Below are 24,170 nucleotides of genomic sequence, written 5' to 3' on the forward strand. Positions count from 1 at the left end.
CCGCTCAGTGCGCGCTTTCCCAACTTTCCCCCGCGCCCACCTCCGCCAACAGCGGCACCTTGAGCTTGGCCACGCCGGCCATGATCTCAGGCAAACGCCGCTTAACCCGCTCCAACTCGGCTTCCGGCACTTCCAGCACCAGCTCGTCGTGCACCTGCATGATCAGTTTGCTGCCCATGGCGTCGTCCTGCAGCCAGTTTTGCACCGCTATCATCGCCAGTTTGATCAGATCCGCCGCCGTACCCTGCATCGGCGCATTGATCGCCGCGCGCTCGGCGCCAGCGCGGCGCGCCTGATTCGAGAGCTTGATTTCCGGCAGATACAAGCGACGGCCAAACACGGTTTCAACATAACCTTGCTCGCGCGCGGTTTCGCGCGTGGTCTGCATATACTCCGCCACGCCCGGATAGCGCATGAAGTAACGATCGATGTATTGCTGGGCGGCGCTGCGCTCTATGTCCAGCTGCGCGGCCAGGCCAAACGCGCTCATGCCGTAGATCAGGCCGAAATTGATCGCCTTGGCGGCACGCCGCTGATCAGGGCTGACTTGGGACAATTCCACGCCGAACACCTCGGCGGCAGTGGCGCGGTGGATGTCCTCTCCGCTGGCGAAGGCTTGCAACATGCCGGCGTCGTCGGACAAATGCGCCATGATGCGTAGCTCAATCTGCGAATAGTCGGCGCTGACAATCACATGCCCCGGCGGCGCGATGAAAGCCTCCCGCACGCGACGCCCTTCCGGTGTGCGCACTGGAATGTTCTGAAGATTGGGATCCGAGCTGGCCAAGCGTCCGGTGATCGCTACCGCTTGGGCGTAATTAGTATGCACACGGCCGGTGGCAGCATTGATCAGCAGCGGCAATTTGTCAGTGTAGGTGGACTTGAGCTTGGCCAGGCCGCGATATTCCAGAATGCACTTGGGCAGGGGGTGGTCCAGCGCCAAGGCCTCCAACACCGACTCATCAGTGGAATAACCGCCGGACGGAGTCTTCTTCACGCCCTTGGTGGGAATGGCCAACTTGCCGAACAGGATTTCTTGCAACTGTTTGGGCGAGTTCAGATTAAACGGCTGGCCGGCCAATTCATAAGCCTGGCTCTCAAGCCGCAGCATTTCCGTACCCAATTGGTGGCTTTGCGCCGCTAGCCGGTCGCGGTCTATCAACACCCCATTTCGTTCCATCGTAAACAACACCTCGGCCACCGGCAGCTCGATGTCGCGGTAGACCTCGCGCAAGCGTCCTGTCAGCAGGCCGGAGAAGTATTGATTCAAGCGCAGCGTGATGTCGGCGTCCTCGGCCGCGTAGTTGGACGCAGTGTCCACGTCCACCTCGCCGAAGCCGATCTGCTTGGCGCCTTTGCCGCAAATCTCCTCGTAGCTGACCGTGGATTCGCCCAGGTGACGGCGCGCCAGATCGTCCATATTGTGGCGCTCATGGCTTTCCACCACATAGGAGGCCAGCAGGGAATCGTCGATCACGCCCGCCAGGCGAATACCGTGATTGGCGAACACATGACGGTCGTACTTCAGGTTCTGGCCGCATTTTTTCCTGTTGGCGTCTTCCAGCCAAGGTTTGAGCTTGGCCAGGCTTTGCTCCAGATCCAATTGCTCAGGCGCCCCGGCATAGTGATGCCCCAACGGCAAATAGGCGGCCTCGCCGGAACGCACCGAGAAACTGATGCCGATAATACGCGCCTGCATCTGGTCCAGACTCGTGGTCTCGGTGTCCAGCGATACCACGTCCGCCACCGCCAGCTTGGCCAGCCAGGCATCCAGTTGCTCAGCGACCAGAATGGTTTCATAACGTCGCTCCGCCACCGCCTCCGGCAGAGCCGGGCTGTCTTGCGCGACTTCAATGGCGAACAGGTCGTCCCCCTGGGCCCCGGCGGTGGTTTGCGCCACCGCGGGCATGTCTTCACCCTCGATCACCTCGCGGTAGAAAGTACGGAATCCCAATCCCTGATATAACTCGGCCAGCCGCGGCTTGTCCTTGACCCCATGCTGCAAGCTGTCCAGGCCGTAAGGCATGTCCGCGTTCAGATCGACATCGCACTTGATGGTGATCAGCTCGCGGCCCTTGGGCAGCCAGTCCAGCGCCGCGCGCAGGTTCTCGCCCACCTTGCCGCCCACCTCTTCCGCCTGTGCGATGATGGCGTCCAGACTGCCGTACTGCTCCAGCCACTTGACCGCCGTCTTGGGGCCACACTTGTCGACGCCCGGCACATTGTCCACCTTGTCGCCGATCAGGGTCAGGTAGTCGACGATCAATTCCGGCGGCACGCCGAACTTGTCCTTGACCCCGTCGCGGTCGAAGGTTTCATTGGTCATGGTATTGACGATGGACACCAGGCCGTCCACCAATTGCGCCATGTCCTTGTCGCCGGTGGAGATGATTACCCTCATGCCGGCGGCCGCGCCGGCTCTCGCCAGCGTGCCGATCACGTCGTCGGCTTCCACCCCCGGCACTACCAGCATCGGCCAGCCCGAGGCTTGCACCACCTCATGGACCGCCGTAATCTGGGAGGCGAGTTCCTCCGGCATCGACGGGCGATTGGCCTTGTATTCGGGGTAAAGGTCGTCGCGAAACGTCTTGCCTTTGGCGTCGAAAACGCAGGCGCTATAATCGAACTGCACTTCCTTCTCCAGCCGCCTGAGCATGTTCACCATGCCGTAGACAGCCCCCACCGGGCGGCCATCCGGAGAGCGCAAATCGGGCATCGCGTGAAAGGCGCGGTACAAATAAGAAGAGCCGTCGATCAATAACAGTGTTTTCATAAAAAGAGGCAGAATATGAGCTTGTCCGATAAATTACCGCAAACCAGCGATCGTCACGCAATGATGCAGCGTTTCCGTTCCCGCGAAGCCTGGCATGTGATGAAGATAATGTCGGAGTTTGTCGATTCGGCGGAAGCCTTGCAAGGCATCATGCCGGCGGTGAGCATTTTTGGCAGCGCGCGCACGCCGCGCGACCACAAGTATTACAAATTGACCGAAGAAGTCGCGCGCCTGCTGTCGGACTCGGGCTTCTCTGTCGTTTCCGGGGGCGGCCCCGGCATCATGGAAGCCGCCAATAAGGGAGCATTCTACGGCAGAAGCCCGTCCGTGGCGCTGAATATCGTGCTGCCGCATGAACAGAAACCCAATGAATACCAAGACCTGAGCATCAAGTTCAACCACTTCTTCAGCCGCAAGGTCATGTTCGTCAAACACGCCATCGCCTACGTGGTGATGCCGGGCGGCTTCGGCACGCTGGACGAAATGTTCGAGGCGCTGACGCTGATCCAGACCGGCAAGAGCCGCAAGATTCCGATCATTCTGTGCTGCAGGGAGTTCTGGGAAGGCCTGCTGGACTGGGTCAAGGACCGCTTGATCAGCGAGGGCATGATCAACCCCGACGACATGAATCTGATCCAACTGATCGACGATCCGCGGCAAATCGTCGAAACTATCTTCAAACATTACGAAACCCGCGGTTTTGAAGCGCTGCCCGAAGAGCGCGAACAACTGCTGCATCTTTAAAACTGATGACAATCAAGGACCACGCCATGCGCCGCCTGCTCGCCGCCCTCGCCCTGCTGCCATTGACAGCCGCCTGGGCCGATACGCCCCCTCCCGCCAAGACTCCGGTGCCGCCGCCGCCGGCGATCAGCGAACAAAACGCCGCCACCGCGGAACCTGAGGTGCGCATCATTCAGAAGGGCGAAGACAAGATCGAGGAATACCGGCTCAACGGCCATTTGTACATGGTCAAGGTGACACCGTCGCACGGCGTGCCCTACTACCTGATGGACGATAACGGCTCCGGCTCCATGAAACAGATCGATCCCGCCAACCGCATCATCATCCCGCGCTGGGTGCTGATCCGGTTCTGAGAGGGCAACCATGTCTGTTTACACCACGGTCAGCCATGACCAGATGCAGGAATGGCTCAAGCGTTACACCTTGGGCCAGCTGCTGGACTTGCAGGGCATCGCCTCCGGCATCACCAATACCAACTACTTCGTCACCACCACGCATGGCCGCTACGTGCTGACGCTGTTCGAAGCGCTGAAACTGCAGGAACTGCCCTATTACCTGACGCTGATGAGCCACTTGGCGCGCCACGGCGTAGCCTGCCCGGCGCCGGTAGCCGACAATACAGACCAGTTCGCCTCGATGCTGGCCGGCAAACCGGCCTGCCTGGTCAGTTGCCTGGACGGCGCCGACGTCGCGCAGCCCACCCCGGCGCAATGTCGCGCCGTCGGCGAGATGCTGGCGCAAATGCATATCGCCGGCGCCACCTTCCCCGGCAAGATGGCCAATCCCCGCGGCCCGCGCTGGTGGAGCGAAACCGCCCGCATGGTTTACCCCCGCATGGACGAAGACGCCGCCGCCTTGCTTCGCGAGGAGGTGCAGTTCCAGGACAGCCACCGCTTCGATCACCTGCCCTCGGGCGTGATCCACGCCGACTTGTTCCGCGACAATGTGCTATTGGACGGCGACCGCATAGCCGGCTTCATCGACTTCTACTACGCTTGCAACGACGTGCTACTCTACGACCTGGCCATCGCGGTCAACGACTGGGCACGCAACGATGATCACAACATAGACGATGATCGCGCCGCCGCACTGCTTTCCGGCTACCAGTCTGAGCGCAAGCTCACACCGGAAGAGAAAAAGGCCTGGCCGCTGATGCTGCGCGCCGCCGCGCTGCGCTTCTGGGTGTCACGTCTGCAAGATCTGCATTTCCCGACAGCGGGCGAGATGACCTACACTAAAGAGCCGCAGGTTTTTCAGGCCGTTCTCAGCACCCATAGAACTCGTCTGCACTTTTGGACATAAACCATAGTTAATCCGTCAAATAGCGCTCGTCATACAGCATTCACTTTGCTAAAGACAATATACTGTCTTATGATGCAGGCTGTAGTATCTTGCAAATATTCTTGTGTCCAACTTTCGAACATATAAGGACTTCATCATGTTGAAAAAAATCATGCTGATCGCTTTGGCTGGCGCACTTTCCGCTCCGGTATTCGCAGCGGAAGAAGCCGCTGCCACCTCCGCCGCGGGCTCTAGCGCTGCCGGTACCACCTCCGCAGCCGCCGCTGGCGCCGCCGGCACCACTGCTGGCATTGCTGGCTTGAGCGTTGGCACTATTGCTGCTATCGGCGCCGCTGTAGCAGCTGCCGTAGCTGTCTCGAGCAATAGCGACTCGTCGACCAGCCACTCCGCGACCACTCATCACTAACAGCTCAACCATTTGGCCTGATGATTGCTTAGGCCAGGTGGACTTAGCTGTATTAATCAGGCAGCTTATCTTCAACAAATAAAGATAACTGCCTGATGCTTTATTCTATATTCCATTATAATTTTGAGCTATGTGGCGCCCCGAAACATCACACCCTCATAGCACCATAGAAAATTCAAATAATTCAAAAATATTGTGTCAATTTCACTTTCTTTGCGCAGCGGGATAATCAAAGGGGTTTTAATTGGCGGCGCATATTATTATTGCGTGCCACTCGCTTTAGCTCAACCAAGCCTCAATGGTCAGCTTGGCTACATCAATATGCCATCCGCCGATGTTGGCCGCGATGGTTCTCTGAGCTTTGGTTTTAGCACGGACAAGCCCTATGACACTCTCTGGACCTCCGCCACCATTTTACCATTCCTGGAAGTTTCTGGTCGCTACGTCTCTATATCTGGTATTGCTGGTTTCGACAATCAGCAGTATGGCGGAGGTTATGGCAGCTACAAAGACAAGGCCATAGATACAAAGTGGAAGATATTCTCTGAAACCTCGACATGGCCAGCCCTATCCTATGGGCGCACAGACATATTTGGCACAGCTTTATGGCGGGGCAACTACATTGTCGCCAGTAAACATATTCTACCTAATTTAGAGGCCTCGATTGGATTTGCTTCAGGACGTATTGAAGGCCCCTTTGGCGGGGCTCGGTGGACCCCTCAAAGCTATCCGAATTGGTCACTAGTAGCCGAATACGACGCCAATAATTACCCAAAAGATTTTCGTGCAGAAGATACCTTTGCCAGCCAAAGAAAAAAGGGCTCGGCAGTTGGCATAGAATACCGTTGGGGTTGGCTGGGACTACAGCTTGCCAAGCAAAATACCCATACCAGCCTGAATGCCTCCATTGAAATTCCTCTCAATGAGCGGGAATTTGTTCCCAAGATTTCTGAACCCGCCTACTTCTCAGGCAGCCTGGAAGTGCCGATCCGGCCTACGCTTAGCCAGTGGCAAAACGATACCAGCTATGGCCATCGCTTAGTATCTGCGCTCAGCCGTCAGGATTTCAAGAATATCCGCATCAGTGTTCAAGGTGATGAGCTGTTGCTGGAGCTCACTAATAGCCGTATTTCCAATGTAGGCCGCGCTGTTGGTCGCGCGGTGCGTACCGCCCTTTATTTTGCTCCAATAGAAACGCGCAATATCCGCGTCGTATACACCAAGCTGGAGCAGCCTATCGTCACCTATAGTTTCTTTAATTTGACGGTGCTGAACAATTACTTGCTGGGCAAAGTCGATCGGCAGACTTTCTTGGAAAGCGTCTCGATCAAGCCGGGCAGGGATGCTGAACTGGTGGAGCGTTCGGCCGAGCAATTGGCCTCTACCATTCGAGATGGCGTCAGCCTGGAAGTCATGGCAGGCAAAGACGGCGATATTGTCCAGATCAATGCGGAAGACAATGAGGCCAACCGCTTCCGTCTTGTGCCAAAAACAGGCGTCTATTTTAACGATCCCAGTGGGGCGTTTCGTTATGAGATCGCAGCGGCGGCGACCTATACCAAAAGACTGGGCAGCGGCCTATATCTGAACAGCGCCTTGAGCACCAACCTATACAATACGGTTTCTGGCGTTAAACAAGCATCGAATAGCTTATTGCCTCATGTGCGCTCCGACGTAGCCGATTACAAAAAAACCAATACCCCCAAGCTTGATCGCCTGATGCTCAACCAATACCTGACATTTGGCGCCAATACCTATGCGCGGGCCTCTGCTGGTATTTATGAGGAAATGTTCCGTGGCGCAGGCGGTCAAGTCTTGTATTTCCCGGAGACCCGGCACTGGGCGGTAGACCTCACTGTCGATGCGCTACAGCAGCGCGACGTCAAAGGCTGGTTCGGCAAGCGCGATTATCAAACCGTAACCGCTCTCGCCGCCCTGCATTACCGGTTGCCGATGAATGTGACCGCCACCGTCCGCGCCGGGCGTTTTCTGGCCAAAGACATGGGGGCACGTCTCGAGGTAAAACGCCGCTTCCACTCTGGCATAGAAATTGGCGCTTGGTATACCAGCACCAATGGCAACGACATCACCTCCCCGGGCACGCCAAGTTCACCTTATAAAGATAAGGGCCTGTTCATATCCATCCCGCTGAACAGCATGCTGACCTTGGACACTCAAGCTGTTGGTAATTTTTCCTTGTCGCCATGGACTCGGGACGTTGGCCAAATGGTCATGTCCCCTGGCGATCTTTACGACATTCTCAGCGATCCTCGTCGTGATGTGGAAATGTATGACGGCCTTGGCAATTTTGCGGAGCGCTCCGATGAGCAGAACCTTCCTGCGGTCAATCCACCATTGCCGACCTTCCAGCCCTGGCCTGCGATACGCCTGCGTCTCGAGGATAGCGGCCGGCAATTTTCCCGCCTCGACGACAAGACCAGCGCACTGACAACCGCCGCGGGGCTAACCCTGGCAGCCATGGTGCTGGATAAACCCATCAATAAGGCCATCAACCAACGCCAAGATCATCGCCTGCTACGCGGCTGGAAACATATCGGTGATGCCGCTCCTCTCATGGCAATCGGCCTGGCTGGCAGCGCCTTCGCCTTCGGCGATGAGCGTTTGAGCAATACCGGCCTGATTTCCCTTGAGTCCGCCGCTCTGGCAAGTGCTGGCAGCATGGCATTCAAAGGCTTGGTCAATAGAGCCCGCCCCGATAGCAGTGATAATCCATGGCGAAAGCAAAGCGCCGATGCCGCCCGCTTCCAGAGCAGCTTCACATCCAACCATGCTGCCGCGCTATTTGGAGCCGTCACCCCCTTTGCCAAAGAATATGACCAGCCTTGGCTCTACGGTTTGGCTGCAATTGGCGCGCTCGGCCGGGTTGCCGGCAAAGAACATTGGTTATCGGATGTCGCCGCAGGCAGCCTGATCGGTTATGCCTCCGGCGCCTGGCTATGGCAGGCTCAGCGAGATGAGTCCCGGTACCGCACCACGATGATGATTGGGCCCAATCAAGCCGGTATCCAAGTTTCGAAATCATTAAACTGAATAACTATTGAATATGGCCTTATAAGCAATGAAAAACTTCAAAAATATTTCAAGCGGCATTTCCATCAGCCTGATTGCTGGCATCTTCGCCTTCGGTGCTGCCTCAGCCCACGCAGCTCCAAATAGCAAATCTGCCGCCGCCGGCTTTTCGGAAACGATGATGCAGGGCTATGACAGTGACCCCTCATTCGGCATGCCCAATATTGCCAACCAGCCCCCCTTCCCGAATCAATCTACGCGTTTTGGACAAGCAAACCAAATGCGGCCCGTTCAGGCGCGCAAACAAGAAGAGCAGCAACTAAGCCCATTTGTTGAGTTTGTCCGGGTGGCAACAGGTAAAACCTTGCCCATTTTTGGCAGCGATCTGTTCAACAACCCGCCATCGACGTTTGCACCCACCGATGCGGCTCAGGTCAATCCAGATTACATCATCGGGGCGGGAGATCAAATTCAGGTCAAGGGCTGGGGAATGGTCGACATTGACCTGACCTTGACCGTGGAACGCAACGGCACAGTCTACCTGCCCCGTGTCGGCTCGGTAGCCGTTGCCGGCATCAAGTTCAAGGACTTGCAAGACACTCTCAAGAAAAGCGTTTCTCGCGTTTTCAACAACTTCGAGCTCAGCGCCAGTCTGCTGCAAGCGCGAGCAGTACAAGTTTATGTGGTCGGCAATGCTCAGGCGCCAGGGAGTTATACCCTGAGCGGAATGAGCACATTACTGAATGCGCTGTTCGCCTCCGGCGGCCCCAACGACAATGGCTCGATGCGCAACATCCAATTGATGCGCGATGGCAAACTAGTCGGCACTCTCGACTTGTACAAGATTCTGGTTGATGGCGACAAATCCACCGACCTGACCCTACGTGATGGAGATGTCGTTCGCATCTCCCCTGCCGGTAAGAGAACGGCTCTGCTAGGCGACGTCAAACACCCCGCGATTTATGAGTTTTCCACCGGAGAAAGCGCCGCGGACTTGTTGCGTTGGGCTGGCGGCCTGGAGTCCGCCGCGGAAAACAAGGCATGGCGGCTGGAGAAAAATACGGATAACCAATTTGCCTTGCAATGGCAGGCGACCCCGGATACCAGCAACATCAACGCGCCATCTTTGAAACAACTCAAGCTGGCCGCGGGTGATATTTTCCGAGTATTCGCTCCTGGAGCTTTGCCGGTGGACCTTCGCCAAGAAACCGAGTTTGTCCGGATCAGCGGCGAAGTCAAACAAACCGGGACTTTTCAACTGCAAAAAGGCGAAACACTGCGCGAGCTAGTCATGCGTTTGGGTGGGGTAACCGAATATGGTTATATCTTTGCCACTGCCCTGCAGCGTGAAAGTATACGTAAAGAGCAGCAAATCAAGCTGGATCAGGTTGCCTCCCGTTTCGAGAAAGAACTGGAACAAACTGCAGCAGCCAGACTCTCCAAACAAACCGACAAAGACAATGTTGCAGCCATCACCGCGGAAGTGGAGCGTCAGCGCAAGTTAGCCGAGAAAATGCGCACGGTCAAGGCGGAGGGCAGAGTGGTACTGGAACTCAACGGAGCCGATGCCCAAGTCAAAGACCTACCAGACCTGCCCTTGCAAAATGGAGATACCATCACCATTCCACGCCGACCAGGTACCGTCAATGTTTTAGGCGCGGTCTATCAAAGCAATGCTTTCATCTATCGCCCGCAACGCGCGGTTAAAGACTACCTTGATCTCGCTGGCGGCATCACCCAGACCGGCGATAAGTCCGCCACCTATGTACTCCGGGCGGATGGCACCGTGGCCAGCAACAATAATGCCGGCTGGTTCTCCAGCTTGGGAGGGAAACGCATCAATCCAGGCGATACCATCGTCGTACCAGACGAAGTCGTCGTCAGCAGTTGGACTCAGTCCTTGAAAGAATGGACCTCGATTCTCTATCAGTTCGGCTTGGGTGCTGCCGGTCTTAAAGTCCTGAAATAAGCAATCCGCCGCCTTAACACCTGGAATTGATTATGTCCATGAATGAGAACTCCATCAGACCACACGACGACTCCGAAGAGATCAATCTTCTGGAAATCATTCGAGTCTTAGTACAGCAAAAATACTGGATTATCGGCAGCACAGCCTGCCTGGGGGGAGCTGCACTGCTTTTCAGTCTACTCCTGCCTCCCACGTTTACCTCAACCGCAAAAATCTTGCCCCCACAGCAGCAGAGCGCCGGTATGAGTGCCCTGCTGGGACAGTTAGGCGGCTTGGCCGGAGTTGCCGGCAGCGTCTCTGGACTAAAAAATCCAAACGATCTTTATATCGGTATGCTGCAAAGCAGAACCGTTGCCGACAATTTGATTCGGCAATTCAAACTAAAGCAGCGCTATCAAACAGACTCTCTGGATGCCACCCGCAAAGAGTTGCAAAACGCCAGCTCAATTACTAGTGGTAAAGACGGCATAATCACTGTCAGCGTGGATGACTCAGGGCCTCAGTTTGCAGCCAAGCTGGCTAATGCCTATATCGAGCAGCTTATCAAGCTGAATCAAAGCCTGGCGGTGACCGACGCGGCCAAACGGCGCCTGTTCTTTGAAAACCAACTCAAGCAAACCAAAGCACAACTTGCCGAAGCGGAAACCGCGCTGCGCCAAACCCAGGAACGTACCGGCATGATTCAACCGGAAGGACAGGTCTCCGCAATCATGAGTACGGTTACCCAACTCAAAGCGAGTATCGCGGCTAAAGAAGTACAGTTGGAAGCTATGCGCAGCTATGCAACCGAGCAGAACCCGTTGTACCAGCGTACAAGCCAAGAACTTGCCGGCTTAAAAACCCAACTGGCAAAAATGGAAACCGGCAAAGAAACCGCTGGTGACGTGATGGTGCCAACCGGCAAAGTGCCTCAGTCTGGCCTTGAATATTTCCGCCGGCTACGGGATGTCAAATACCAGGAAACCATCTTTGAGCTGCTCTCCAAACAATACGAACTGGCTCGTATTGAGGAAGCCAAGGACTCGTCTCAAATCCAGGTGCTGGACAAGGCCGATATCCCGGAACTGAAGAGCAAGCCCAAACGTGCGCAGATCATCATGATGGGCGTCCTTGGGGGGCTGGTAATAGGCATTCTGCTAGCCTTCCTGCGTGACCGCATGATTGCCGCCAAGCAGTCCGGGCGCTTACGCGAGTTTGCCTTAGCCTTCAAAGAAAGCTGAGCACTAAAAAAAACACCACAGCGCTGCTGTGGTGTTTTTTTATAGGGTTTTAAATCGTGAAGACACCACGACGCTCTCAGGATGCCATTGTTACCTTCCGCCTATAGCCCATCCGGAACACGAAGCCCAACACCAGCATGACCATCATGCAGGCCGCCAGGCTCAATGGGCTACCCCAGACCAATGGCGCGATCAAGCCCGCCACCACGCTGGACATCATGGTCTGGAAAAAACCTTGCAACGACGAAGCAGTGCCGCGAAGCGATGGGAACTGATCCATCAGATTCAGGGTGATGGATGGCGCGGCGATTGACATGCCGGTTGTGTACAGCGCCAGAGGCAACACCGCCCACGGCATCGCGGCCTCCGGCGCAAGCAGGTTGTACAGCAAGTTCCAGCCGGCGGCGATGAACATCACCACATAGCCGCGAGACACAATATCCTTCTGCGATACCCGCCCCGCCATCTTGCCGGACAGGTAAGCGCCGAACATGATGCCGGACACCGCTGGGCCAAACATCCACAGGAACTGCCCCGGACCCAGATGCAAATGCTGCATCAAAAAGACCGGCGCCGATGGGATGTACAGGAAGAACCCAGCGAAATTGAATGATACCGCCGCAGTCAGTAGCTGGAACTCGCGCTTACGCCCCACCTGCCAGTAATTGGCCAACAGGTATTTGATTTTCAAGGGCTGGCGCGCGGACTCATGATGGGTTTCCGGCAAGGCGAACCAGCTCATCAGGAAGAGCGCCAGGCCAATCAACGCCATGAACACGAAGATGGAGTGCCAGCCAAAGGCGCCGAACAACCAGCCGCCCACCACCGGCGCGATGGCAGGCGACAGCGAAAACAACATGGTGACCTGCGACATCAGCCGCTGGGCATCGGCGCCGTCCAGCTTGTCGCGGATGATGGCGCGCCCCACCACCAAGCCAGCGCCGCCGCAGAAGCCTTGCAGCGCCCGGAACAACAGCAGTTGGCCCAGGCTGTCGGCGAAGGCGCATCCTATCGACGCCAGGCTGAACAACAAGGTGGTGACCAGCACCACCGGGCGGCGTCCCACCGCGTCCGAGATCGAGCCGTGCCACAGCATCATCACCGCGTAAGACAATAAATATACTGTCAGCGCCTGCTGCATCTGCAGTGGCGAGACAGCCAAGCTTTGCCCGATCGCGCTCATCGCCGGCAGGAAAGTGTCGATCGAAAACGGCCCCAGCGTGGACAGGGCCGCCAGCAGGATTGCCAGCCCGAAGTGGCTGCGTGTGGAGGGATGCATGGCGGATAAATAACAATGAGAGTCAATGCATGTTAACGGTTAGGCCTGCACTTGCCAAACCGGACTGATGTAAATAAAACGTCATAGCCTCATATCGCGCTTTTCAAGCGCGCGCCGCTGGCGCCGGCTTCGATTTCGTGCCACGATCAATCCACTCCACGCCAGCCATAACAAGGAGAGACCAGCATGATTCGCCTGTATCACAACCCGCGCTGTTCCAAATCCAGGGAGGCGCTGAGCCTGCTGGAAAACGCCGGCGCGGAAATCGAAATCGTAGAGTATCTGAAGCACCCGCCCAGTTACGAAGAACTGGAGCGCCTGCTGACGCTGCTGAACATGGAGCCGCGCGACTTGATTCGCCAGAAGGAGGAGGAATACACCGAACTCTACCTGGACGACATCACGCTGGAACCCAGACATCTAATTACCGCCATGATAGACAATCCCAAGCTGATCGAGCGCCCTATCGCCGTCTGCGGCGAACGCGCCGTGGTGGGACGGCCACCGGAACGGGTGCTGCAGCTTCTGGACTAAGAGCCTGTGCACGATCTTGCGAGCTAGGGCGAGACATGGCGAAAACCGCTGAGAAAGCGGGATGTACATACGGTACATGAGCATTTCGAAGGTGTGTCCACCGTGACGCGCAGCTGATCGTGAACAGTTTCCTAAGCCTAGCTGGCTCCTCCCTCCAGCGCCCAAGGCAATCGCTCTTGGGCGTTTTTGCATTCAACGTCCCGCCAACCTGCACTCGTCCCATCCCCTTCAAAATTATCACTTGCGGAATAGTAACATCCGTTACTAAAATGGCGCTCATGAATCCAACCAAGTCATTTCAAACGCTTGAGCAGGCTGTAAACCGAATCGAAGCGCGTTTTCCCGGCGTACCCCGCCAGGAAGTCATTCTGGCGCGCTTGCTATACCACATCCTGCCTCGGCTGTCCGCTCACCTGTGCGACAAGCTGAAGCATCACGGCCTCAACGAGACGGTGTGGATGGCCCTGCTGGCGCTATACGCCTGTCCGCAACAAGCGCTCTATCCGTCTGAAATCAGCGACACGCTGGATTCATCGCGCACCAACGCCACGCGCATTGCCGACGAACTAGTCAAAAACGGTTGGGCGGCTCGTTCGCCCAGCGCGGAAGACCGGCGCAAGATCCTGCTGGAGTTGACGCCGGGCGGCGTTCAACTCGTGGAATCCCTGCTGCCCGTTTCCCGCGAATGCCACCGCGAGTTGTGGTCGGATTTCGACGCCGCGGAAAAACAGGAGTTCGAACGCTTATTGCGCAAGCTGCTCTGCAGCCTGGGCGGTTGAAGCTGGGAAACCGGCTTTTTTTCGTCCTTATAATAACCTGCGTGACTATCACATCATCAATCACTTTACCAATTGCTAATACAGCAAGTCAACACGGGAGTCCCACTAGGTGAAAAAGACTCAATGGCAGCACGGCGTCAGCGCCCTGCTGCTCAGCGCCCTGTTGGGCGGCTGCGCGAGCTTCGGCCCTGACAACGTCCCCGCATCTGAGCTCAAAGCCGAACAATTACGGCTGACCGATGGCCAGGGCGAACAGATCGCCAATGATTGGTGGACGCAACTGAACGACGCCGCGCTGAGCCAGCTGGTGGCCAAGGCCCTGCAGGACGCGCCCTCGCTGAAACTGGCCGAGGCCCGGCTGCGCCAAGCGCGCGCCGCAGTCGGCATCGTCGAAGGCAATAGCGGCCCCAAACTCGATTTCAGCGCCAATATGACGCAGCTGCATTACGAGTTCCCGGCGCCGATCTCGCGCGACTACGTCAACGCCTACACCGCGATGCTGATGGGCAGCTGGGAGTTCGACTTCTGGGGCAAGCACCGCGGCCAGATCGACGAAGCCGTCGGCCAGCAGCAAGCCATCGCCTTCGAAGGCGCGCAAACCCGGCTAACGCTGGCTCAAGCCGTCATCGCCCAATACACCCAGTTGCAACGGCTGCAGGCGCAAAGCGCGGTGCTGGCCAAGCGCATCCAACTGGCGGAAAGCCGCCAGACGCTAACCCAGGCCCGCATCAACGCCGGCCTGCTGCCGGGCGATAACCAGCGCGGCAACGAAGTCTCGCTGCATCGCCTGCGCCAGCAGCAAAGCGCGCTGACTCAGGACAGCGACCGCGCCCGTCACGCGCTGGCGGCGCTGACCGGCCAAGGCCCGGAAGCCTTGCGTGACTTGCAGCCCGGCAAGACGCTGACGGTGCCGGCCATGGACGCCGACGGCCTGAACGCCGACCTACTGGGCAAGCGCCCGGACATCGCCGCCCAACGCGCGCGAGTGGAAGCCACCGCCGGCGCGGTCAAAGCCGCGCGCGCCGAGTTCTATCCCAATATCAAGCTGACCGCCTTCGCCGGCCAGACGTCGCTGGAATTCAACAAGTTGATGAACGGCGACTCCACCTTCTGGGGCTTCATGCCGGCGATCAGCCTGCCCCTCTTCCACTCCGGCGCGATCCAGGCCAATTTGGGCAAACAGCGGGCTGGCTACGACATCGCCGTGCACAGCTACAACCAGACCGTACTGGACGCGCTCCGCGACGCCGCCGACTCAGTTAGCGGCTGGCAGCAAAGCGGCAAGCAGCTGGAACAGGCCCGCCAAGCGCAAGACAGCAGCCGTCGCGCCGCCGACTCCGCCGCCGCCCGCTTCAAGGCCGGCATCATCAACAAGCTGAACCTGCTGGACGCCCAAGACAGCGCGCTGGCGCAACAATCGGCGCGCATCGACGCCGAAGCCGGCCGCAAACTGGCCTGGGTTTCCCTGAACACCGCATTGGGCGGCGGCTTCAACGCTGCGCCCGCCACCCACTGAGAACGCATCCATGGACAAGAAAACCAAAACCGCGCAAGGCCGCAAACGCAATCTGATCGTCGCCACCACCCTATTCGCCGCCATCGCCATCGGCTATGGGGCGTACTGGACGCTGGTGCTCAGCCACCAGGAAAGCACCGACGACGCTTATGTCAGCGGCCATCTGGTGCAAGTCACCCCGGAAGTGGGCGGCACCGTCGCCAAAGTCCTGGTGGACGACACCCAGCACGTCAAGGCCGGCCAATTGCTGGTCAGCCTGGACAAGAACGACGCGCAGCTCAACTTCGACCGCGCCCGCAATGAATTCGCTCAAGTCGTGCGCCAGACTCGGCAGTTGATGAGCAACACCCAGCAACTGGCCGCTCAAGTCACGCTGCGCGAAACCGAACTGGCCCGCGCCGACGCCGATCTGAAGCGCCGCAAACAGCTGGCCGGCACCGACGCGCTGTCGGCGGAAGAGTTGAGCCACGCCAACGACGCCGTCGCCGGCGCCAAGGCCGCGCTGGACGCCGCGCGCGAACAGCAAAAAGCCAGCGCCGCGCTGCTGGGCAAGGACGCGCTGGCGCAGCAGCCCGCGGTCAAGGCCGCCGCCAGCCGGCTGAAAGAAGCCTGGCTCGCGCTGCAGCGCACCGAAATCAAAGCGCCATTGGACGGCGCCGTTGCCCGCCGCAATGTGCAGGTGGGCCAGCGCCTGGCCGCCGGCACCCCGCTGATGTCGGTGATCCCGCTGCAAAACCTGTGGGTGGACGCCAACTTTAAGGAAGGCCAACTGGCCAAGATCCGTATCGGCCAGCCGGTGGAGCTGAAATCCGACCTCTACGGCGGCAAGATCGTGTACCACGGCAAAGTGGTGGGCCTATCCGCCGGCACCGGCAGCGCTTTCTCGCTGCTGCCGGCGCAGAACGCCACCGGCAACTGGATCAAGGTGGTGCAACGCGTACCGGTGCGCATCCAGCTGGACCCGAAAGACCTGCAATCGCACCCGCTGCGCGTCGGCTTGTCGATGGACGTGGTGGTGGACACCTCCAGCACCGACGGCAAGGCCGTGGCCGAAGCCCAGCCCTTCGTCGCCCACCAGGACGTCTCCGGCCAGTTACCGGACCTGAAACAGGCCGACGAACTGGTGCGGACGCTGCTGGCGGCCAACGCGGGTGAAGGCAAGGCCGAATAAGGGGGCCGGACCATGAATCATCCACCATTGACCGGCTCCAAGCTGGTCTGGATCACGCTGGCGCTGTCGATGTCGGTGTTCATGCAAGTGCTGGACACCACCATCGCCAACGTGGCGCTGCCCACCATCTCGGGCAACCTGGGCGCGGCCACCAGCCAGGGCACCTGGGTGATCACCTCCTTCGGGGTGGCCAACGCCATCGCGGTGCCGCTGACCGGCTGGCTGGCCAAACGCCTGGGCGAGGTGAAGCTGTTCACCGCCTCCACCCTGCTGTTCGTGCTCACCTCCTGGCTGTGCGGCATGTCCAGCAGCCTGGAAATGCTGATTTTCTTCCGCGTGCTGCAAGGCGCGGTGGCCGGCCCGATGATTCCGCTGTCGCAGAGCCTGCTGTTGTCCTGCTATCCGCCGGAGAAGAAAGGCATGGCGCTGGCGCTATGGGCGATGACGGTGATCGTCGCGCCGGTGTTCGGCCCGATTCTGGGCGGGGTGATCAGCGACAACTGGCACTGGGGCTGGATCTTCTTCATCAACGTGCCGGTGGGACTGGCGGCGGCCTTCATTTCCTGGCGCATCCTCAAGCCGCGCGAAACCGAAACCGTCGATCTGCCGATCGACCGCATCGGTCTAGCCCTGCTGGTCGTCGGCGTGGGCGCGCTGCAAATGGTGCTGGACCGCGGCAAGGAGCTGGATTGGTTCAACTCCACCGAGGTGATCACACTTGCGGTGATCGCGGTGCTGGCGCTGGTTTATCTGGTGATCTGGGAGCTTGGAGAGAAGCATCCCATCGTCGACCTCGGCCTGTTCAAACAACGCAACTTCACCGTCGGCACCGTCGCCATCAGTCTGGGCTTCATGCTCTACTTCGGCACCGTGGTGCTGCTGCCCTTGATGCTGCAGACCCAGATGGGCTACACCGCCACCTGGGCCGGCCTGGCCGCGGCGCCCATCGGGCTGATCCCGGTGGTGCTGTCTCCCATCATCGGCAAGTACGCGCAGCGGCTGGACATGCGCTGGGTGGTGACGGTGAGCTTCAGCGTGTACGCCGTCTGCTTCTTCTGGCGCAGTACCTTCAACCCCCAGATGGACTTCGCCTACGTGGTGTGGCCACAGGTGGTGCAGGGCATAGGCGTGGCCTGCTTCTTCATGCCGCTGACCACCATCACGCTATCCGGCCTGCACCCGAGCCAGATCGCCAGCGCGTCCAGCCTGTCCAACTTCCTGCGGATTCTGGCCGGCAGCATCGGCACCTCGATCACCACCACGATGTGGGACCGCCGCGAGGCGATGCACCACGCGCGCCTGACCGAGCATGTCAGCCTCTACGATCAGGCCTCCAACGCCTGGTTCCGGCTGCTGGACATGGCCGGCCTGTCCTCCGGGCAGCAGGCGGCGCTGACCTCGCTGCAGATCACCAAGCAGGGTTACATCATGGCGGCCAACGAGATTTTCTGGCTGTCCGGCGTGCTGTTCGTACTGCTGATCGGCCTGGTGTGGTTCGCCAAGCCGCCGTTCACCGCCTCCGGCGGCGACAGCGGCGCGCATTAAGTCCCGTCATCCATCCTCGCCGGACAGCCAAGCTGTCCGGCGTGTTTTCATTCAGGCCAGCAGCGCCGCCATCGTCATGTTCTGGAACGCGGCCATGCCGCGGGTCAGCGTCTTGTCGCGGTGCTGCACTTGGTACAGCGTACGCGTCAGCGCCGGCAAACCGGCTCTCACTTCCACCACCGCGCCGGTCTGCAACAGATCGGCCACCACCCTCCGCGACAGGCAGCTGACGCCGAGGCCGGCCGCCACAGCGTGCTTGATCGCCTCGGAATGGCCCAACTCCATGCTCACGTTGAGCATGGCCAGGTGCGGCAACAGCAAACGGTCCACTTCCTCGCGCGTGCCGGAGCCGGTTTCGCGCAGAATCCATTCGGCCTTAGCCAGGTCCTGGCGCGCCGCTTCGCCTCGCGCCAAGGGATGATCGGCGGCGGAGAACACCACCAGTTCGTCCTGACGCCAGGGCTGAGCAATCAAGTCCGGGTGGTGGCAAGGCCCTTCGATGAAACCGAAATCCACACGCAGCGCCGCTACCGCATCGACGATGTCGCGGGTATTGGCCACGTCCAGCTCCAACCGCGCCAGCGGCCAGGCGGCGCGGAAGGCCGCCAGTTGCTGCGGCAATAAATAGTTGGCCACCGTGCTGCTGGCGCCTATCTTCAAAGACATCGCCCCGGCGTTGAACAGGCTTTGCATGTCTTGGGCCGCATCCAGCATCGCCCGCGCCTTGGGCCACAGTAGCCGGCCGTGCTCGTTCAGGCTCAGCCGCTTGCCGATCCGGTCGAACAAACGCACATCGAGGCCGGTTTCCAGCTTGTCCAACGCCTGGCTGGCCGCGGACTGCGTCAGGGCGACATGGCTAGCCGCCTGGGTGACGGTGCCGTATTCGGCCACCGCGACAAAGACCTCCAGTTCGCGCAGGGTCAGCTTCAAGCCCATACCCCCTCCTTAATATCGATTTTACTACTGATATATATCTATTTTATCCGTTTCTCTACTGAAAACGAGGGGCGTATCGTTAGCTCCATCCGCCATAGACCAAACAGGCATTTACTTATGACAAACCTTCGCCAAATCATGCCGGGCCTGGCGTTGGCCATCGCCGTCGCCGTGGCTTCGCTGTACGCAGCGGATTTGCCTGCGATGAAACACCTGGGCTTCTCCGCGCTCACCATCGCCATTCTGGGCGGCATGCTGATAGGCAACACCGTCTACCGCTACTTTGCCGGCGCCAGCCACCACGGCATCCAGTTCTCCAAGCAAAAGCTGCTGCGACTAGGCATCATCTTGTTCGGCTTCAAACTCACATTTCAGGACATCGCCGCAGTAGGCTTTGCCGGCGTATTGATCGATACCTTGGTGCTATGCACCACCTTTCTGCTGGCTTTCCGCATCGGCCGCAAATACTTGGGCATGGACGAGCAAAGCGTGATCCTGATCGGCGCCGGCAGTTCCATCTGCGGCGCGGCCGCGATTCTGGCCACGGAACCGGTGATCAAGGCTCATGCGGAAAAAGTGGCTGTAGCCGTCGCTACCGTGGTGGTGTTCGGCACCGTGGCGATGTTCCTGTGGCCGATGCTGTATCAATGGACTAGCCATCTGGGCATTTCCGAGTTCAACTACGGCGTGTTCGCGGGCTCAACCATCCATGAGGTGGCGCAAGCCGTTGCCGCCGGCAAATCGGTCAGCGAGGCGGCGATGACCACTGCGGTGATCACCAAGATGATACGCGTAATGATGTTGGCGCCGTTTTTGATCGCCTTGTCCAGCTGGCTGGCCGCCAAGCCGCACGGCAGCCGTCAACAAAAGAGCGGTATTGCCATCCCCTGGTTCGCCGTTGCCTTCCTGGCCGTGGCCGCCTTCAATTCCTTCAACCTGCTGCCTGCTGCATGGGTCGGCGCCATCGTCTCGCTGGACAACTTGCTGCTGGCCGCCGCGATGGGCGCGCTGGGCATCACCACCCACTTCTCCGCCATCCGCCAGGCTGGCGCCAAACCGATGCTGCTGGCTTCCATCCTGTTTGGCTGGCTGATCGTCGGCGGCGGCCTGATCAACTTCGGCGTCAGCCATCTGCTGCACTAAACACTGTGTAAGCCAAAACAAAACCGCCCGGTTTACGCCGGGCGGTGACAGTGGGGTTGCATTGCGGACATGCCTAGGCGTCGTCTCTCTTCAGCCGCCTTGAGATTCACTCATTGCCCGATACCTGCTCGCGTGACAAACCCTTCATAACCATCAGCCGGCTTTGCACCAAGGCTGCGGCAAACTGCTTCTTGAAGTTATCAGCCGGGCGCCAGTCTTTCCCGTCCCGAACAAAACCAAACTCCCCTTCCAGCAGCAAGCGGTCCTCCTTGCCGATCGCAACCATGAACGGGTCGCGATATTGCACCATCAGCTTGCAGCGCCAAACGCCGCCCGCACCTTGTACGCAATCGTTCAAAGGCAATACTTCGCCTAGGGCTACTTCCGGCTGGCCAGCCGCTCCTTGCATACGGGCCAATGCCTCGGCCGCCGAACCACCCAGCTTGCTAAAGTCCAGCACCCCTTGTTGCAGCGCCTGCCTCACGCCCTCCCGCCCCAAAGGCTTGCCCAATTCCGCCAGCGCCCCATCCGAATTCAACTGAGCGTAGCGTGTGCGCAGCAAACGCTCGTCGCCCCCCATCACGAAGATATCCTCGCCCTTCCCCTTCACCTCGTACGCAATGGGCGCGCGTTGCTCATTTACAACCAACATGGCCACGCAACCGCGTGCGCGCTCCGTCTTGATGTAGCCCAGCTCCTTGACCTGTTCCAGCTTGAGGCTCCCTAAATTGCCCGCTATCGGCGCGCTCGCGCTGGGTTTTCGCGACATCAGGTGCGCCTGCGCCGACCACAAAGACTTATGTATGCTTTTCTTCACCACCGATGCTTCGCATCTCGGCACCAACGGCGGCGTCAGGAAATACCAGCCTGCCGCGCCAAGCAACGCCGCGCCACCCAGCCCCCAAGCCAACTTTCCGCGCCATGAAGTGGTCCGTTGCTGCTGGAGCAGGGCCAACTCCAGTTCCCAATCCTGGTTGTACTCATCCACCGCTTGCCTGCGCACCGCATTGGAAGCAAAACCTTCATCCGCATCCGCCTTGGTTTCGATTTCAATCATTTGCTCCAGACTCAGCACCTCTTCCTCTTCCAACCAGTCCAAGCCGCCCCCCAAGGTGGAGAAAGGCTCCACGCCCTGCTCGCGCAGCTTTTCGCGCGCCGTCTGGTAAAGCGCCTGGTCAATTACTCCGCCCTCCAGCAGGCGGTCAAGGATCGGGGTTGCAAACGTGGAATCGCTCATATCGTCCATCAACGGCGCGCATTTCGCATACGCATCCGGGCTAGTGGAAAGGCCGTCCAGAATAACCCAAGGACAGAAAAACACCTAAAATCCAAACCATTTTGGATGTGAAAATCGAAAAACAATCCCATGGTCATTTACAAATATAAAACGCACGGCGTGCAAACCGCGCAGCCTCTCACGCAATGAAAAACGCCCGGCCAAGCCGGGCGTTCAACTATGCCGAACCATCAGGACTCAGCACGGACACTTCTTCATGCTCTTGCCGCCATAGCGTTCGTCCTGACAGCGGCGAAAAAAGGCCTCCCGGCTCATCACCTCCGCGTTGGGATTGAAACGGCGGCGGCTGGCGACGTAAGCGTCGTAATCCTTGACGCCCACCATCAACCGGGCGGTTTTCGCCCATTGCTGCCATAGCTTGTTCATTATGCGCCCTCCTCACGGAACACCGCCGGCACCTCTTTGGCGGTGGACCACTTCACCGCCAGCGACTTGCGCATCACGTTCAACGCGAACACCAGCATGGCGATCACCACCGCCATGAACAGCGCCGTCAAAGTGGCGTCCACATAGTCATTGAAGATGATCTGATGCATTTGCGCCATATTCTTGGCCGGCGCCAGAAGCTCGCCCTTGGCCGCGGCGGCGGAGAACTTGTCGGCGTGCGCCAGGAAGCTGATTTTGGGGCTGGCGTGGAACAGCTTCTGCCAGCCAGCGGTCAGCGTCACCACCAGCAGCCACAACGTAGGCAGGGCGGTGACCCAGATGTAGCGGGTTTTCTGCATTTTGATCAGCACCGCGGTGGCCAGGATCAGCGCGATGCCGGCCAGCATCTGGTTGGCGATGCCGAACAGCGGCCACAAGGTGTTGATGCCGCCCAACGGATCCACCACGCCCTGATACAGGAAATAGCCCCAGCCGGTCACCGCGAGGCCCGTGGCGATCAAGTTGGCGGTCCAGGATTCGGTGTTGGCCATGGGCTTGACGACCAGGCCCAACAGGTCCTGGATCATGAAGCGCAGCACGCGAGTGCCCGCGTCGATGGTGGTCAGAATGAACAAGGCTTCAAACAGGATGGCGAAGTGATACCAGAAGGCCATCATCGCCGGCCCGCCAATCACATTGGACAGAATGTGCGCCATGCCCACCGCCAAGGTCGGCGCGCCGCCGGCGCGGGACAGAATGGTGCTCTCGCCCACGTCCTTGGCCATCTGGGTCAGCATATCCGGCGTGATGACGAAGCCCCAGCTGGAAATCACCTGGGCGGCTTCCTCCGCGGTCTTGCCTATCACCGCCGCCGGGCTGTTCATCGCGAAGTAGACGCCCGGGTCCAACACGCAGGCAGCAATCAAGGCCATGATGGCGACGAAGCTTTCCATCAACATGGAACCGTAGCCGATCATGCGCGCGTGGGTTTCGTTCTCCAGCATCTTGGGCGTGGTGCCGGAGGCCACCAACGCATGGAAGCCGGACACCGCGCCGCAGGCGATGGTAATGAACAGGAAGGGGAACAGATTGCCGGAGAACACCGGACCGCTGCCGTCGATGAACTTGGTCACCGCAGGCATGTGCATATTGGGCGCCACGATCATGATGCCGATGGCCAGGCCGACGATGGTGCCGATTTTCAGGAAGGTGGACAGATAATCTCGCGGCGCCAGCAGCAGCCACACCGGCAGCACAGAGGCGATGAAGCCGTAGCCGATCAGAGTCCAGGCCAACGTGGTGCCGCTCAGGGTAAACAGCGGCGCCAGGGTTTCGTTCTTGGCGATGTCGCCGCCGTAAACGATGGCCAGCATCAGCAGGATAAAGCCGATGACGGAAATCTCGCCGATTTTGCCCGGCCGGATATAGCGGGTGTAGACGCCCATGAACAGGGCGATCGGTATCGTGGCCGCAATGGTGAAGGTGCCCCAGGGGCTGCCGGTCAGCGCCTTGACCACCACCAAAGCCAGCACCGCCAGCAGGATCACCATGATCATCAGAATGCCGATGGAGGCGATAACGCCGGGAATCGCCCCCAATTCGGTGCGGATGATCTCACCCAGCGATTTGCCGTCGCGGCGCACCGACAAGAACAGAATCAGGAAGTCCTGCACCGCGCCGGCCAGCATCACCCCCACCAAAATCCACAGCGTGCCCGGCAGATAGCCCATCTGCGCGGCCAGCACCGGCCCCACCAGCGGCCCCGCGCCGGCGATGGCGGCGAAGTGGTGGCCGAACAGCACCCATTTATTGGTGGGCACGTAATCCAGGCCGTCATTGTATTTTTCCGCCGGGGTCAGTCGGCGGGCGTCCAGTTCCAGCACTTTGTGGGCGATGAAGCGGCCGTAAAAGCGATAGGCGATGGAGTAGACCGACACCGCCGCCACAATCAGCCAAACAGCGTTGACCGGTTCGCCGCGATTGAGGGCCACTACGGCGAAGGCCGCTGCGCCGGCCAGGGCGACGGCCAGCCACACGGCCCATTCTCTTATCTGTTGCATATGGCAAGTTCCTATTCTCTTTATCCCGTTTTAATTCCCCGGTCCCTGGCGACGACAGCGGCCACGGCCGGCTTTTTTTGCCTGACCGATTCTGGATTGA

At 59.1% G+C, this 24,170-nt stretch carries 19 protein-coding genes; 13 read left to right on the top strand and 6 right to left on the bottom strand.

Annotated features, from left to right (window positions below; all coding sequences use genetic code 11):
- Positions 1-4: 4 nt before the first annotated feature.
- On the bottom strand, positions 5-2,773 hold the full coding sequence (polA, locus tag BR71_RS07770; RefSeq protein WP_043635201.1) for a DNA polymerase I: 2,769 nt from the start codon (positions 2,771-2,773) through the stop codon (positions 5-7).
- A gap of 15 nt (positions 2,774-2,788) precedes the next feature.
- Between polA and BR71_RS07775 the strand changes: the two genes are divergently transcribed.
- The 7 genes from BR71_RS07775 (at position 2,789) to BR71_RS07805 (ending at position 11,444) form a co-directional block, all read left to right on the top strand.
- Entirely contained in the window at positions 2,789-3,517 is a 729-nt protein-coding gene (locus BR71_RS07775) for an LOG family protein (protein ID WP_019101898.1), read from the top strand.
- A gap of 26 nt (positions 3,518-3,543) precedes the next feature.
- Positions 3,544-3,870 carry a DUF2782 domain-containing protein gene (locus BR71_RS07780; RefSeq protein WP_039755176.1) on the top strand — a complete coding sequence of 109 codons (327 nt, stop codon included), beginning with the start codon at positions 3,544-3,546 and terminating at the stop codon, positions 3,868-3,870.
- A gap of 10 nt (positions 3,871-3,880) precedes the next feature.
- A complete protein-coding gene (gene thrB / locus BR71_RS07785) occupies positions 3,881-4,819 on the top strand; it encodes a homoserine kinase (RefSeq protein ID WP_043635204.1) in 939 nt (312 codons plus the stop codon).
- Between the two features lie 136 nt (positions 4,820-4,955).
- Entirely contained in the window at positions 4,956-5,225 is a 270-nt protein-coding gene (locus BR71_RS07790) for a hypothetical protein (RefSeq protein WP_052370432.1), read from the top strand.
- A gap of 195 nt (positions 5,226-5,420) precedes the next feature.
- Positions 5,421-8,276, top strand: coding sequence for a YjbH domain-containing protein (locus BR71_RS07795; protein WP_244269599.1), 2,856 nt, complete (start codon positions 5,421-5,423; stop codon positions 8,274-8,276).
- Positions 8,277-8,304: 28 nt separating this feature from the next.
- Positions 8,305-10,224 (top strand): SLBB domain-containing protein, encoded by a 1,920-nt coding sequence (locus BR71_RS07800; RefSeq protein ID WP_052370423.1) that lies wholly within the window; start codon positions 8,305-8,307, stop codon positions 10,222-10,224.
- 32 nt (positions 10,225-10,256) lie between these two features.
- Positions 10,257-11,444, top strand: coding sequence for a GumC family protein (locus BR71_RS07805; RefSeq protein ID WP_081862597.1), 1,188 nt, complete (start codon positions 10,257-10,259; stop codon positions 11,442-11,444).
- 76 nt (positions 11,445-11,520) lie between these two features.
- Here the strand turns inward: BR71_RS07805 and BR71_RS07810 are convergent, their stop codons facing one another.
- Complete coding sequence (locus BR71_RS07810) at positions 11,521-12,723, bottom strand: multidrug effflux MFS transporter (RefSeq protein ID WP_043635210.1); 1,203 nt, start codon at positions 12,721-12,723, stop codon at positions 11,521-11,523.
- Between the two features lie 186 nt (positions 12,724-12,909).
- On the opposite strand from BR71_RS07810, the gene arsC reads away from it, so the two are divergent.
- The 5 genes from arsC (at position 12,910) to BR71_RS07835 (ending at position 18,268) form a co-directional block, all read left to right on the top strand.
- Positions 12,910-13,257, top strand: coding sequence for an arsenate reductase (glutaredoxin) (gene arsC, locus BR71_RS07815; RefSeq protein ID WP_043635213.1), 348 nt, complete (start codon positions 12,910-12,912; stop codon positions 13,255-13,257).
- Between the two features lie 278 nt (positions 13,258-13,535).
- Positions 13,536-14,036, top strand: a complete 501-nt coding sequence (locus tag BR71_RS07820) for a MarR family transcriptional regulator (protein WP_043635397.1) — start codon at positions 13,536-13,538, stop codon at positions 14,034-14,036.
- Between the two features lie 109 nt (positions 14,037-14,145).
- On the top strand, positions 14,146-15,552 hold the full coding sequence (locus BR71_RS07825) for an efflux transporter outer membrane subunit (protein ID WP_052370424.1): 1,407 nt from the start codon (positions 14,146-14,148) through the stop codon (positions 15,550-15,552).
- A 10-nt stretch (positions 15,553-15,562) separates the two neighbouring features.
- Positions 15,563-16,723 carry an EmrA/EmrK family multidrug efflux transporter periplasmic adaptor subunit gene (locus tag BR71_RS07830; RefSeq protein ID WP_043635217.1) on the top strand — a complete coding sequence of 387 codons (1,161 nt, stop codon included), beginning with the start codon at positions 15,563-15,565 and terminating at the stop codon, positions 16,721-16,723.
- A gap of 12 nt (positions 16,724-16,735) precedes the next feature.
- Complete coding sequence (locus tag BR71_RS07835) at positions 16,736-18,268, top strand: DHA2 family efflux MFS transporter permease subunit (RefSeq protein ID WP_043635220.1); 1,533 nt, start codon at positions 16,736-16,738, stop codon at positions 18,266-18,268.
- Between the two features lie 51 nt (positions 18,269-18,319).
- Here BR71_RS07835 and BR71_RS07840 read toward each other — a convergent pair whose 3' ends face one another.
- A complete protein-coding gene (locus tag BR71_RS07840; protein WP_081554539.1) occupies positions 18,320-19,204 on the bottom strand; it encodes a LysR family transcriptional regulator in 885 nt (294 codons plus the stop codon).
- 117 nt (positions 19,205-19,321) lie between these two features.
- On the opposite strand from BR71_RS07840, the gene BR71_RS07845 reads away from it, so the two are divergent.
- On the top strand, positions 19,322-20,347 hold the full coding sequence (locus BR71_RS07845) for a YeiH family putative sulfate export transporter (RefSeq protein WP_043635223.1): 1,026 nt from the start codon (positions 19,322-19,324) through the stop codon (positions 20,345-20,347).
- A gap of 106 nt (positions 20,348-20,453) precedes the next feature.
- On the opposite strand, the gene BR71_RS07850 is transcribed toward BR71_RS07845, so the two are convergent.
- The 3 genes from BR71_RS07850 to BR71_RS07860 form a co-directional block, all read right to left on the bottom strand.
- Complete coding sequence (locus tag BR71_RS07850) at positions 20,454-21,584, bottom strand: hypothetical protein (RefSeq protein WP_162179203.1); 1,131 nt, start codon at positions 21,582-21,584, stop codon at positions 20,454-20,456.
- 237 nt (positions 21,585-21,821) lie between these two features.
- A complete protein-coding gene (locus tag BR71_RS07855; protein ID WP_043589723.1) occupies positions 21,822-22,010 on the bottom strand; it encodes a YbdD/YjiX family protein in 189 nt (62 codons plus the stop codon).
- Positions 22,010-24,070 (bottom strand): carbon starvation CstA family protein, encoded by a 2,061-nt coding sequence (locus BR71_RS07860; RefSeq protein WP_043635231.1) that lies wholly within the window; start codon positions 24,068-24,070, stop codon positions 22,010-22,012. The genes BR71_RS07855 and BR71_RS07860 overlap by 1 nt, the downstream gene beginning before the upstream one ends.
- Between the last annotated feature and the right edge of the window lie 100 nt (positions 24,071-24,170).

This window comes from Chromobacterium haemolyticum DSM 19808, from assembly GCF_000711885.1.
Taxonomy (GTDB): domain Bacteria; phylum Pseudomonadota; class Gammaproteobacteria; order Burkholderiales; family Chromobacteriaceae; genus Chromobacterium; species Chromobacterium haemolyticum.